Below are 14,456 nucleotides of genomic sequence, written 5' to 3' on the forward strand. Positions count from 1 at the left end.
TAATCGTCCCGCGCCACCATATATTGCGGATGCAACGTATTCAATGACTTTGGACTCTCTGAAGCTCCCGACTATGTCCCTAGCCAGTTGATAATACGATTTGTTACGTCACTCTATTCGCGTATCGGGTTCGTCCATGAGTTCCGGCCTCTCGATGCTACTCAAATGCAAAAGCTGCTGGAAAGGAGATGGACACCTGCCGGAGTCACCCTTCCGGACGAACAACTGGTCCCGGAAGTGATAGCGAGTCTGATACGGATGACCGGCGGAAACTTCAGGCTCTTGACCCGACTTCTCACCCAGATCGAGCGGGTTCTCAGCGTAAACAACCTTCATCTGGTCTCGACCGCAGTCGTCGAAGCCGCACGGGACAGCCTCGTGATTGGGCCGGGATGACGCAAGATGCGACAAATAATTCTGAAACACTACGACAAATAGCGATTAAAGCTACAGCTACGGTGAAGCAATACTTTTACGACACCCATAACCAACTCAAAGCTCAATTGACCGACTTGTAACAGCCTACAACTTCGCCCGAAGACTCAAGACCTTGAAAGGCCTCACGTCATACGAATACCTCTGCAAACTCTAGTCACAAACCCCGGATAGATTTACCCTCGACCCAATCCATCAAATGCCGGGGACTAAACACCTAATCCAAGGAGGTCTATCACTTCTGAGAACAGGTGGCTACTTCTGTAGCACACAAGGCATTAAGCGCCGTCACAGCACGGGAGTGATTTCCGGGAGATTTCAGGGCACGCCTCAGGAGAGCATTTGCTTCCTCGATATGATTCCTCGCCGCCTTTATAAGAGCCAGATCAACAAGAGTATCTTGAGCTTGTGGATCTATCTCCGTTGCTGACTCCAAGTAATCCTCGGCTTCACTTAATCGACCCTGCTTGCCTAATAAGGCACCCATGTTTGTAAGTGCCAGTATAGATGAGGGTTCTAGATTTAGGGCTTCGCGAAGATCAGCCTCCGCAGCTTCGAACTTACCGTTGGATTCGACAAGGAGCGCCTGAAGAGTGAGGATGTTGGCGGAGGTGATATTTTCTTTATGCGCCGATTCCAGGAGTTGGGCGGCAGCGCCGAACTCACCTAAATTCACCAAGCCTCGCGCGACCTCGTAGATGAGCTTGGGCGAGCCGCATACCAATGGAAGAGCTTGATGGTAGCGCATTGAAGCCGCTATTCGATCTCCGTTGCTCTCGAACTGGTCTGCGTCACATACCAGTGCCAAAGCTTCGGCTTGCTGATTTGTGCAGCGCAACTCTGCCTTGGCCAGAGAGTCCTCCTGCTCTTCTATGTCTCGATCATGCATACGGCGGGCGCACCGAGCCAGGTCGAAATGTATGCCCGTGAGAGCTGAGTCGAGAGACAGTGCGCGGAGAAAATGAGTTCGCGCCTCAGAGGGTCGATCGAGCAACATCAATGTCCGTCCGGCATCTGCTTCTTCAGTGGCGGTTAGCGTTCGCTGCAAGGCGAGACGCTCAAACGCACTCAAGGCCTCGCCAGGCTGTCCGGAAAACAGTTGTATCTGCCCAACCAAGCCGAGTACTTCTGGATCTTTAGGAGCGCGCTGCTCACAATCGAGGGCAATCGCAAGTGCTTCCTTGAAGCGAAAGACCGATGTCAGCGCTTTTGCCAAGGTGAGACGAGTCTGGAACTCTCCAGGATTAAGGGTCAGTGCCTTTTGGAGCGAGACAACCGCTTGATCGTATTGCTGCACTCGCGAATGTGCCACGCCTAAGTTGGCCCACGCATCAAAGCTCGCCGGGTTTGTGACAATGGCTGCCTGAAAGCTGACGATAGCTTCGGCATCCTTTCCCATGTGCAGTTGGGCGATTCCCAGCGATATTCGGTCATCTGCCTTGCCGTACAGGGAGACCAACCTCATCCAGTAATAAGCAGCAGCTTTCCATTGGCCATTCGCTTGGGAAGAATCTGCCAATGTACGCAGGGTGACGTTCGACTCGGCATTGATATCAGAGTATTTCTGCGAGAGGCCTCCATCGCTTTTTACGAGCTGATCTAACGGTGGTATAGCGGTCTGCTTGACCTGAGCCACAGGCTCGCTGGCCATACAGATCAGCGCAAGGCCTGTCAAAAGCGTTCGCATCGTGAGGCTCACTTAGAGTGATACTCTCGCCGCAGCAACAATGGAGTCGAGACCTGCACTTTGTGCGTCCGCAGTGGAGCACAGCGCAGGCCCTGACCATACTTGTTCATAGTGGTTTGGGTATCGCCCGCATTTGTCAATACACTATCCGCTGCATGAAGGATAAAGCTTCGATATTCAGGATTCGGGGAGCGTTGCTGAAGCGCGGAGAGATTGCGCATAAAGATCTCCTTGAATATTGTACGTACGTCATCGGCTTCGCATCGCGGCTGACAGCTCCCATGGAGCATGCCGTCGGAGTCGACGAATCGTCGGAGCGATGCGTCCGCTATCTGACTTGCTGTGTTAGGCAGCTCGGGTTGCGCCGAGGAGTACGAAAGCTCTACGAGAGCTCTCAGGATAACTCGCAGGTCATCAATCCTAGTCTGTCTGCTAATACTCTGACAGATTCGCGAGCGTCGACCGTGGAGCTCCATGGCCGCGCAGTGATTGTCGAGTATCTGGCAGAAGAGCGATACGGTCGATGGTCGGGGAGCAGGCAGAGAAGACGGGGTCATAACCTAGGGTGTCGCAGTCAATGTTGATAATGCCTTCACAATATCGCGGTCAGATGGATTCAGCTTTAGCGCTGCGCGAAGCTGGGCTACTCCAGCGGGCGTGTCGCCGCGCCGGCAAAGAGCGAGCCCGAGATCTTTCCGGAGGCCCGCCTCGACGCTGCAGTCCTCGCACATCGACAGGGCTCTCTCAAAAGAAGCGATGGCATCGGTCCACCTTTGCTGTTCCATGGCTCGATAGCCGTCATTTCCCAACGACTTGATGTTGTCGAGGTTGTCGCGCTCGCTGCGAAGCCGGAAGAATCGCTTCTCTAACTCTGCCGATTCGGCTGGGTTGGACTCGCGAAGTCCTCTGGATAGCCGGTACAACGTCTGCGTGTCATTCGGCTGCAGGGCCAGCGCCTTTTTCCAGGACGTGATCGCTCCCGGCTGGTCGCCCTGGTCCGAGAGGCCGCAGCCAAGCAAATAAAGCGCCTTTTCGTTAGTGGGCTGAAGTCTGACGACGGTTCGCAGGAGGTCGGTCTCTTTCGCTTGATCACCTTCATCGCGTACCAAGAGCGCCCAGTAATAGTAGCCCGCTTCCCACTCCGGCGCGAGCTTCACCACCTCGGCATATTCACGAGCGGACTCCTGGCTATGCCGTTGGTCTTGAAGGATACGGGCCTTGGTAAGGTGTGCGGAAGCGAAATGTGGGTCCAGGGCCAGTGACTTCGTCGTCTCGATCAGAGCGGCGTCCAGATCGTTGTTGTCCGCTAGCGCGATGGCCAGATTGTCGTGAGCCTCGGCTTTGGTTGGCGCGAGTTGAATAGCCAGCTGAAAGAGCGAAATGGCGCTCGGAAGATCGCCGAGCTTTCCGCGAACTTGCCCGAGGGTGCTTACTATGTCGAAATTTGCGGGGTCGACAGTATTCGCCTTTTCGAGTACAGATTCCGCTTCTGCAAGCCTGCCCTCGCGCGCAAGAGAAATCCCCTGGGAATAGAGTTCCTCGGCTCGATCAGATCCACCGTGCTGTTGACCGCGGGCGGATCGCACAAAGGAGTTAAGGAGGACCGTCAACGTCACTGAAAGGAATAAGGGTGATAGCAGCCCCAATTGCATGGGGCGTCCTTGTCGAGGATGGACATCGAATTTGGTTCGTTTCCAAGAGCTAATGATGCAGGCAATGATATCCATGACTCATCTCCAATGATTGGGTAGAGAATGTTCATGAGCAAGGAACCTACAACTTTCCAACAGGCTATTATTCACTTTGCCAACCCATATAGCTACATCAATCTTCTGGTTGCTCGGCGCTTGCCGGATGGTGTTGGAAGTCGCAATCTGTCATCCGACATATTGAAGATCGGCTCGTACATAAACGAATTCAGGTCAATGTTCTCGGAGGTATTTGTCCTTCGAACCCCTGCGAATCGTTGCCGGTGAGCGGGAAGGTTAATCCAGAGGCGCTGCGAGCAGAGCAGGTTTTTCGTGAGCAAGACGAACGACCAATTCGCCAAAAAGAGTGTTCGCCCACGCAAACCAGGGCCGCGTGTATTTGAACGGGTCGTCCTTGTCGAAAGACTCGTGAATGAAGCCTGTTCCCGCCGTCGTGTCTCGCAGTACCCGTAAACAGTAGCGGATCTCCCCGTCGTCTTGCGAGGTGAGTGCGCGAAAGGTGATGGACATTGGCCATATCATATTGCGTGCCACATGCGGACCGCCGATGCCCTCGGCTACTTTTCCCTGGACGAAATAGGGATTTGCGGCACTAAGAGCGAACTGTCGGGTACGGCGATAGAGGGGATCGCCTTTGCGGCAATACCCCAGGTAAGGAATCGTAAGTAGACCCGGCGCATTGCCGTCATCTAACAACGCCGTACCGCCATAGCCGTCCACCTCGTAAGCCCATATGCGGCCCAGCGTGGGGTGTTGCACGGTTCCGTGTTCTTGTAGCGCCGCTTCTATTTCTGCCGCTAATGCCGATGCTTCAGCTGCCAGCTTGTCATCGTGAACTGCTTTACTGGCTAGGGTTGCCAATTGGCGCAGGCTCACGACCGCGAACTGATTGGCGGGAATGAAGAGGGGAAAGATACAGGCGTCGTCCGAGGGACGGAACATGGAGAAGACTAATCCCACTGGCCGTCCAGGATTTCCGTAGCCGCTCAGGGCAAGGGTATCGTTGGGAGAGGTGGTAACGCGCAGGAAGGAATACGGTCCTTGGCCCTGCGTGCGTTGCTGTGTGCGAAAGGTATGCACCACCGTTCGACCCGCTTCTCTCCACTGCGCATCGAAAGGCTGCGTGTCCCCGGTTGCCTGCCAGTAGCCGTAGGCCAGGCGCACCGGATAGCACAGCGAGTCCAACTCCCATTTGCGCTCGGCCACACCCGGCCGATGCTCCGTCTTATTATCGATCGCCCACTCTAACGGGGGAGCTGAAGAATCGCGTTGGAAAGCGTTGGCATATGGGTCGAGCAGGATGCAATGCGTCTGGCGCCGAATCACGCCCTCTAACAGAAAGCGCAGCTTTTCGTCTTGTCTGGCGAGCGGCAAATAAGGCCATACCTGCGCTGCGGAGTCTCGCAACCACATGGCGGCGATATCACCGGTCACTATAAAGGTGTCGGGCTTACCCTCAGAGGTGCCGGGGAAAACCGTCGTATCTAGCGTATTAGGAAAACAATTCGCGAAGAGTGTACTCAACGCGGGGTCGCCGATCTGCCGTTGCACTTGCGGGATGAGTTCTTCGATCGCAGAACTGCTGAAGTGGCGATCGGCAAGCGCCGGGCGAGCATGCGGCAATTCCAACCCGAACGCGCTTTTCGCTTCCCAACCGGCCTGAGCCATGGCAAAGGTCGAAGCGGCCCCCTTGATCCAATCTCTTCGGGTGATTCCCATTATCTTCGTTCTCCAAATCAGCTTGCTTGCGAGCCGCTGAAGTCGTGATGCCCAGAACTGCCCAGCTGCGGTAAATCAACCTTCTCGGCTATCAAAGAACCGCAGTCTGTGCCTCACTTAAGTGTCGAATCGACGCATATCTGCGCCGTCTGTATTTTCGTGTTGTGGCTAGTTCCGTTTGACGAAACTCAGGACGTGTCAATACGCCCTAACTTTCGCGTCCGCTTCGTGCTCAAGTTCTGGCAACCTCATCTTGTTTACAAGTCGAAGGATCCATCTACTGTCGGTACCTCACGTTGTGTTCTTTCAGACACTTGATCCGAACTAGGTCCACTTCAGTGTTACCACAGAGTTCTGCGGCATATGGACCTGGGTAGAGTGTCCCTGGAACTCGCAGGCGACGTCGGTGGTGGATCCTGAATTCGTGAGCACCAAGACGTAGTCGCCCTCTGGATTTGCGAACGCGACATGTTCAACACCGTCAATTCCGCCATTTGTACTAATTACGCGCGCGCCGCGCCGTACATTTTTTGAAAAATGCGCAAAGGCCCAGTACTGGCCGCTGGGACTGATCCGCTGGGTCTTGGAGTCGAGGGTGACCAGACCCCCGCATTCGTAAGGTCCGATATTCGGCATTCCCTTCTCGTCCAGCACCAGATTCCAACCGACGATGCAGCGCGCCCAGTTCTTAAGAATGTCCGTGAAGGTGGCCGACCATTTCGTCCAGTTTGTTGCGTTATCGGGCGCCGCGAGATCCGGAGTACCTTCCGTCCAGTACGCATGCTTGGTTGGGAAGGCATCGTGTACCCGCGTCATCGCCTCAGGCGAACCCATGTATCCGTGCCACGCCACGCCATCGACGTATTGCGCCAGTCCTGGTTCCTCAAGCTCGTCAATAACGCGCCCCAAGAGGTCGTAATTGTGATCGAGTATCCATATCTTCGTGTCGAGAGAGGCCGCGCGCAAAGCAGGTCCCAGATGGTCCCTCACGAAAACGACCTCGTCATACTGACCCCAGAGCGACGCCGGCATCTTGCTGTCCTGATCGGTGTCAACCTCATTCTGTGAGGTAACAGCTGAAACGTGTACCCCTTGTGCCTGGTACGCCTGAATGAACTTCACAAAATATTGCGCATACGTGCCGAAATACTGGTCGCGCATGTTGCCGCCAAGCATTGAGTGGTTGGACTTCATCCATGCGGGTGGACTCCAGGGCGTTGAGAAGAGAAAGAGTTCAGGATTCACCGCCAGCGCCTCCCGCAGCGTCGGCAGGATGTAGGCTTGGTCATGCTCGATGCTGAACTTCGAGAGCGTCGGGTCGGGAGTTGCACTGTCGTCGAAACTGTATGCATTACGCGAATAGTCGCTGGCGCCGATGCAGGTGCGGCCAACCGAGAAGTTCAAACCGGTGGGGCCGTAGAGCTGATCCATCAGACTAGACCGCGCGGCCTTCTCCATCTGGCTAAAGAGATAGCAGGAGGCGTCCGTGAAGGCGCCGCCGAAGCCAAGGACGCTCTGCATAGACCGCGTTGGGTCGATGCGCACTGCCACCGCTCCTGGAGCAGAGGCCGCCGCCCACGGTTTGACGCCAAATTCCGCGTATCGGTCCTCACCTGCAGTTTTCCAAGCCCTCGGCGTGGAGGGAGAACTAACGATTCCGGCAACAGACAGCCGCCCTGCTAAGGATAACGAAGCTGAAACAGCAGCCTGTTGCATAAACCGACGTCGCGACACCATACCCATTGGAATGAACCATGCTTTCTTCATCTGAATTAGCGCGTATCACACAGGAACTGTGTCACAACGCGTTATTTTTCGAGTTCATGCGAATCCATTAAACGACTTCTCGCGTTAGCGGTCCTATCACCGAGTCAAAGCACTTACTTCACCATAGAGAGTGTAGAAGCAATATCTATACTTTTAAGTCGCTCTCCGACTTGTCCGTACAACGTAATCAGGGCAGCACGGTGGGGGATTGAATTCACCTGCTCAAGAAGCGACTATGCCTCTGCCAGTCTTCTAGCATGGACTAGCTCAGTCGCTTGTCTGAAGAGGTATTCAGATTTTTGGTTCGCTAACTCCTGACTGCAAGCCCGCTGAGTGATGCATAACGCTAAGGCGACAAATCCTCATGAGAGACAGATTCACCGGCGCAGAAAGTCGCGTATAACATCGACAGAAGACCGCGATACCGCCTAAACCGGATGGCATAAAGCTCCTCTAAATGGTGATCCTGTCTTTGCAAGACATTAGAAAAGATACTTCAATGCGAGTTGTAAGACTCTCGATGAATTGGCTGTTGTATTCACCGTTCCGAATGACATTCCACTATTTAGATCGTTGTTCGGTTGTCCAAGTACCACGTTATTCAGAAGGTTAAAGGCTTCGATTCGAAATTCAAATTCACGTTCACCTCCAACAGGGAACAGTCGGAATATCGATGAATCCAAACCCCAATAACCTGCAGACCTCAGGGAGTTTCGCGAGGCCGTTCCAAAGGTAAAGCCTGCCGGTGCCACATAAGCGGCTGTGTTGAAGAACTCCGCACTCGTTCTCTTCGTAATCTTATTCGGATTTCCGACGATATTCGCATGTTCATACTCATTCTGAGCAAGATTGCCGGTGTTTGCGATATCGCTGCTTATGTACGGAGTGAAAGGCAATCCCGAATGGGCTTGAAAAATGTTATTAAATTGCCAGTTCCCTAGTATGTAGTCCGCCACGTGAGATCCGGTGGATAAGCGCTGCCCTCGTCCGACTGGAATCTGATAAACAGCATTCACCGACAGGATGTTTGTAAGGTCAAACCCTGACACACTGTAATTTCCGTAGGCGGCCGGATTATAGGGATCTGTGGGAACTGTCGTGTTTTGGAACAAATCGTCTCCACCAACGTTCATCGCCTTTGACCAGGTATAGGCGACTTGGTAGGCCAGCCCATTATTAAAGCGTCGATTTAGAGAGAATTGGAAAGCGTTGTAGTTGGCCGCCCCAACACTTCGACTATAGTAAGTCGGCGCTATATAAGGATATAAAGCCCGACTTTGCGGATTTCCAGAGCCCGGAAGTAAAGCGGTGTTGTAGTAGCCCGGCATACCCAAACGCTTGGACACCGATCCTACGTAGTTTATTTCAACTGTCGTGGAGCTATCAAGTTGGCGCTCCGCGCCAAGATTCCACTGCTCGGAATAAGGATCCTTAAGATGAGGATCATAGAAAAATCCTACTTGATTGAATGGGGTAGGTCCGGGGAGAGCACTGTTTCCATTGTCATTGAATGGATTCTGACTCTGTACAGTCGGCGTCGTCGTGCCGGAGTTCGGCTGATTTATATTGTTCGCAAGTTGCTGCCCGACATCAGGCCATCCCCCACCTATATTTTGCGAAGTCTGCGTTACGGCCGCCCAATTGTCATAGACAATCCCGAATCCACCTTTCAGAGCTGACTTTTCACCGATGCGGTAAGCGAATCCAAATCGTGGACCTACATTATTGTAGCTATTGAAGGCGATCTTGCCTCGGGGATCGACTACCACATTGGCTGGAAGGGTGCCGTCGCCTGGAATGCAAGGGGCCACTCCTGTAACGTTGCAGGGAGGGGATAACTTTTGAAGAACATAGGTCCCATTATTGAAATTCACGTCGCCAGTTTCGATACCGCCCTGCTTACCAGCTGTTGACTCCGTTCCAAAGGGCGGAATGAACGTCACGTCATATCGAACCCCTAAATTCAGCGTGAGACGATCGCTGGCCTTCCAAGTATCTTGAGCAAAAGCGCTTAGAACACCACCAGGCCGAGTATTCGATTCCCTGTTGAAGTGCTCTGCATAATTCGGGACATTGATGAGAAAGGAGGCAAGTGGATCGCCTGCATTTACGGTATCAAGAGGATTTGTGTTACCGGTCTGTTGAGCGGCGAACCCAAGCTGCGCACCGGAAGTCAGCGTGGCGTATCCTGCACTAATATAACCACCGCCCAAGCGTATAACATTCCGCCCCGCAACTTTGGTTACGCTTCCGCTGATCTGATAACTGTTTGTTGCGCCAGGATTATAGTTTACATTCTCGCCACTACCGCCAGTGAAATTCGCGATGCCTGGGCCGGGCAGCAAAGATCCATCTACAGCCGTAAACTGCCCAACGAAGCTTGGCGAGAAGCCAACTTGACTAATGATGGCAGAGGTGGAGCGATCGAAACGAGTGGTTGAATTCAATTGGACGGTGGTGCGGGCATACTGAACCTGAGACACAAGAGTCGGACTAAATACGTGTACATAGCTTCCGCCCCAATTGCGCGCAGGGGTCGCAGTGACGTTTGGCAGGCCAGGCTGTCCCCCCGAGGAATTCACATTGCTATCTATAAAACTGTATCGAAAGAATGCTGTATCGCCGTTTCTAAAGGTATGGTCGATCCTCACGTTAAATTCGTTTTGCTCTTGCGTGACTGGTGTGGTGTCAATTGCATTGTCGCCAGCGCCGTCGAAAACAGGCCCAGCCATGGGAAAGACGAATTGAGCGTACGCAACCATTCGTGGGTCAAGAAAGGATCCTAACTGGTTCCCCGGAAACGCATCGCGGATAAACTGCCCTGGATGGGCCGGATCGGGCTTGGTCGTATATGGGTTATAAAGTTGCGTAGGCCAACTGCTTTCATCGCCGCTCAGCTGCGCTGCTGTAGGAACTCTTAGGGGCGTATTGCTCGTCTGAAGGTAACGGAATCCTTGGTAGGCACCGAAGAAGAATGTTTTATTCCTGCCATCGTAGACCTTAGGCACCACCACCGGTCCACCAATGGACCCGCCAAACTGATTTTGATGAAATTGAGCTTTGGCGGCTGTAGGCGGTAGAAAATAGGTGCGGGCATCAAAAATCGCGTTCCGCGCATACTCCCAGGCCGAGCCGTGAAGTGTATTCGTCCCAGACTTGGTCACGACGTTCACGACGCCTCCCAAAACAGAACCAAATTCGGCGTCATCCGTGTGGGAAACAATCTTAAATTCCTGGATCGCATCGATAATCGGCGGTACTGCATAGGTGCTGAAAAATGTACCATAATTGTTCATCCCATCGGTCAAGAAGTAGTTGCTGCGGTTTGTCTGTCCATTAACGGCGGGAAATGAGAAAGACGAACCAAGCGCTACTGCGGTGGTATATCCCCCAGCATTCTGGCTAGGATTTGCACCAGAAACCCCAGGAGTTAACAGAAGAAGCTGTGTGAAATTCCGGCCATTCAACGGAAGATCATTCACTTGTCGGCCCGTAATTACAGTACCGAGGTTTGCCGTAGTGGTGTCAATCTGTGCGTTGCTTGACGAAACCGTGACTTCCGAACTTTGACTCCCCACGGTCAGCACAAAATCGAAAGTTGCAACCTGGCTGACCTCCAGCGTAAAGGTCGTGTCTTTCTTGGGGCTAAACCCAGAGGATTGAACCTCGATGGTGTAGTGCCCAGGAGTGATGTTAAAGAGACCGTACGTGCCTGTTGTATTCGTCTTTGTATCAATCGCTACAGCGGTGTCTACATTGCGCAAAATCACAGTAGCACCCGGGATCACTGCTCCACTTTGATCACGGATAACACCATTCACTGAGGCAGTGGAGAGCTGCGCTGCCGATTGCATCGGGTGAGTCACGAGCAGGATCGTTGCGGTAGCGATCATCAATGCACGGAATATCTTTTGTTTTGGGCTAGGCTTGACTTCCACTGGTGGCTCTCCTGAAAAACTTCTAAATTTTCAATAAATGCTCAATTGTGGTCTTGGTCTAAGTCTCATTTATTGCGATTACTGCTGGGTCAGCCTGAACGACTCGCTTAGTCCTCCATTACAGCTATTGATTTGAAGCTGAAGACTATTGAGACCTGCTCCGTAGGGTACGTTGAGGCAGAGACCGCTGTTTTTGTCGATAAGCTCGTAATATCCATTCGAGAGCAGTACAGGCATGAATTGTTCGTTGTTGGTGCCGCTGTATGTCCAAAGCTGCATATTCGTTCCGGGTGCTGTTCCTGAATCGTAAACATTCCATGCCAACGTGCTCGAGTTGTAGCTCGCGATCTCGTAATAGCCGCCGCTCGTTGGTGTGAACTGCCATTGCTGGTTTGTATTGGCTGACGATGAACAGGTGTACTGTTGAAGGACCGTGCCATTGGAGATGCCTCCATTGGTGTCGTCCGCACACATACCGCTAGCTTCGTTGGCAATCTGGTATTTTGCGGTTGTCGAAATAGCTGGAGCGGCCGCCTTCATTTTGAACGCCTCACTGGTAGACCCATTGCAGGTATTGATCTGCAATTGAAGGGAGTTGGTGGGCGCTCCGCTGGGAACATTAAGACAAAGACCGCTGTTCTGGTCGATGAACTCAAAGTACCCAGTCGCGAGCAAAACAGGCTTGAACTGCTCGTTGGCCCCGCCGCTGTAGGTCCACAGCTGCATGTTCGTTCCGGGTAAGGTCCCTGAGTCGTAAACATTCCATGCCAGCGTGCTCGAGTTGTAACTTGCGATCTCGTAATAGCCGCTGCTGGTTGGCGTGAACCGCCATTGCTGGTTTGTATTGCCTGACGATGAGCAGGTGTACTGTTGAAGAACCGTCCCGTTAGAGATGCCTCCATTAGTGTCGTCCAAACACATACCGCTGGCTTCATTGGTAAGCGTGTAGTACTCAGTGTTCACAATCGAGGCGGCTGGCGGGGTCAGCGTAAACGCCTCGCTCATCGATCCGTTGCAGGTATTGATCTGCATTTGAAGGGAGTTGGTAGACGCTCCATTGGGGACGTTGAGACAGAGGCCACTGTTTTGGTCAATAAACTCGTAATTTCCATTCGAGAGCAGAACAGGCATAAACTGCTCGTTGTTCGTACCGCCATAAGCCCAAAGCTGCATATTCGTTCCTGGAGAGGTTCCTGAGTCATATACATTCCAGGCCAGCGTAGACGCATTGTAGGCTGTTATCTCATAGTAGCCGCCGGCAGTTGCAGTGAATTGCCATTGCTGATTTGTGTCGTTTTGAGAACAGGTGTACTGCTGCAGCACCGTGCCATTGGAGGTGCTTCCATTGGTGTCGTCCAAACACAAACCGCTGGCCAGATTGTCGATCGTGTAATAACTACCTGTCGAAATCACTGGCGTTGTAGTCGCGCTCGCCTCGTTTGAGGGATTGCTTGCTCCCGAGGCGTTTGTGGCTTCTACCTCATAATGAAACGTTGAACCAGGATAAAGCCCGGTGTCAGAAAAAGTTGTCGCGCTAAGCCCGCTCGCAATTCGATTGCCCGTAGTAGGAGCGAATGCGCTGAACGTGCTGCGGAACACGTCATAAGTTACCCCGGAGGCGTTACTAGCCGTCCAGTTCAGGTTAATCCCGCTGCTAGAGGCGACAGTGGCAGTTAAGTTAGTGGGTATTCCGAGGGGAACTCCCGTTGTTGGAGTCCAATAGAAAGTGGCAGCTGAATTTGCCGGGAGAGTGTAGACGAAATTCGTGTTGTTTGGGGCCCAGTTCACATCGAATGTGGTAGATGATGTTGCGTCGTTATAGACGACGAGGGTCATTGATCCATTCGGGTTTAGGTATGCCGTGTCTTCAATGCCACCACTCCCAACTGCCCCCGAGTTAGACTGTACGCGGTATGCGCCCGGAACCACTCCGTTCATCTGGCCATAAGCGTAGTAAGTCGGGGTCTTGGTCACGGTTGCCGGACTCACACTGGTATTGATGGTCACAAATCCAATACAGTCGGAGCAGTTGGCATCGTAAGGCCCGTTATTCTCATCGAGAGCTAGACTCCACGCCGTCGCGCCTTTCGCCCAGTTGTTCGGCGACCCAATAAGGATGTTTTCCATGGTGTATTGAAGGTCGCGAGTAAAGGTGTCTTCATCGCCTTCCGCGCATTCCGATTCCCAGACTCCAAAACCCGGGTAAGCGGCTTCGACAGTTGATTGCGCCGTCACGGCGCCTGAATAACAATGCCATGAGATTCCGGCTAGATAAGCGGCTGCCGGACCGTAGGCGAGGAGCGTTTCGGGATAGGTGGTGTCGCCCCAGTTGTGATCGTAGCCAAATATCTTGGGACTGAGGCCGGCATTCGCTAGCGCAGGTCCGAGATTATTGGCGATAAAGGTTTCTTCTTCGCTCGCAGAGAAGGTTTCCGCAGGATAAGTGATGTCTGTTGTCTCGTGATCTGGCTCATTTTGCGGTGCGACGGCATAGACGGGAATACCTTCCGCCTGATATGCCTGGATCGTCTTGACAAAATACTGGGCGAGGGACGGAAAATAAATGTCGTTGAAATAACCTCCAATTAATGTGCCAGATTGCTTCATCCATGCCGGAGGACTCCAAGGCAGCATTTCGACCTTAATCTTCGGATTGATCGCAAAAGCTTCCTTTAAGACGGGGATTGTGTAGGTCAAATCCTTTGCGATGGAAAAGTTAGCTAAAGGCACGTCCGTTTGCCCAGACGGCAAGTCGTCATAAGTGAAGAACCCCTGCGCGGTTTCGTCGCTAGCACCCATCGGTTGCCGTAGCATGCTCAGACCGATTCCTGATGTACTGCTGAAGAGGCTTTGCAATACCGCAGTCTGTTGAGCTGGAGTCAAGAAGTTATAAATGTTGTACGTGGAGGAATCGGTAAGTGAGCCGCCAAAGCCATCCATCTGCTGATATGTCACACTGGGATTGATGGTGATCGTGTAGGTGCCACCTGACGATGAACCAAACGATGTTGAGGGTTCGTTAGCCAGCAGTAAGGACTGGTCGCCATTCGTCTGTACTATGCTGACGGACTGCGCCTGGACGCGGGTATTCGTCGCAAAGGTGGTTGACAGTAAAACACCCAGAAGCAAACTGAAGTGCAACTTTCTGGACATTTAAACCCTCCATGCGGACAAATGGCCCGCTCTGTGCAGTAAGCCTGC

General features: G+C 52.9%; 7 protein-coding genes and 1 pseudogene. 2 read left to right on the forward strand and 6 right to left on the reverse strand.

Annotation, left to right across the window (positions count from 1 at the left end):
- Window positions 1–165 precede the first annotated feature (165 nt).
- Window positions 166–396 carry a TniB family NTP-binding protein gene (locus tag HDF08_RS17665; protein WP_218884833.1) on the forward strand — a complete coding sequence of 77 codons (231 nt, stop codon included), beginning with the start codon at window positions 166–168 and terminating at the stop codon, window positions 394–396.
- 56 nt (window positions 397–452) lie between these two features.
- A pseudogene (locus tag HDF08_RS21840) lies at window positions 453–589 on the forward strand (IS3 family transposase); the annotation flags it as partial.
- A gap of 81 nt (window positions 590–670) precedes the next feature.
- Here HDF08_RS21840 and HDF08_RS17670 read toward each other — a convergent pair.
- The 6 genes from HDF08_RS17670 to HDF08_RS17695 form a co-directional block, all read right to left on the reverse strand.
- Window positions 671–2,134: a tetratricopeptide repeat protein gene (locus HDF08_RS17670; protein WP_179639884.1), complete on the reverse strand. Its 1,464-nt coding sequence runs from the start codon at window positions 2,132–2,134 to the stop codon at window positions 671–673.
- A gap of 548 nt (window positions 2,135–2,682) precedes the next feature.
- Window positions 2,683–3,849, reverse strand: a complete 1,167-nt coding sequence (locus tag HDF08_RS17675; protein ID WP_179639885.1) for a tetratricopeptide repeat protein — start codon at window positions 3,847–3,849, stop codon at window positions 2,683–2,685.
- 258 nt (window positions 3,850–4,107) lie between these two features.
- Window positions 4,108–5,550, reverse strand: coding sequence for a glycoside hydrolase family 125 protein (locus HDF08_RS17680; RefSeq protein WP_179639886.1), 1,443 nt, complete (start codon window positions 5,548–5,550; stop codon window positions 4,108–4,110).
- 324 nt (window positions 5,551–5,874) lie between these two features.
- Window positions 5,875–7,101, reverse strand: a complete 1,227-nt coding sequence (locus tag HDF08_RS17685) for a glycoside hydrolase family 30 protein (protein ID WP_179639887.1) — start codon at window positions 7,099–7,101, stop codon at window positions 5,875–5,877.
- A 698-nt stretch (window positions 7,102–7,799) separates the two neighbouring features.
- Window positions 7,800–11,255: a TonB-dependent receptor gene (locus HDF08_RS17690; RefSeq protein ID WP_218884758.1), complete on the reverse strand. Its 3,456-nt coding sequence runs from the start codon at window positions 11,253–11,255 to the stop codon at window positions 7,800–7,802.
- A 78-nt stretch (window positions 11,256–11,333) separates the two neighbouring features.
- A complete protein-coding gene (locus HDF08_RS17695; RefSeq protein ID WP_179639888.1) occupies window positions 11,334–14,408 on the reverse strand; it encodes an RICIN domain-containing protein in 3,075 nt (1,024 codons plus the stop codon).
- Between the last annotated feature and the right edge of the window lie 48 nt (window positions 14,409–14,456).

It is taken from the genome of Tunturiibacter empetritectus (assembly GCF_013410875.1).
GTDB classification, from domain to species: Bacteria; Acidobacteriota; Terriglobia; order Terriglobales; family Acidobacteriaceae; genus Edaphobacter; species Edaphobacter empetritectus.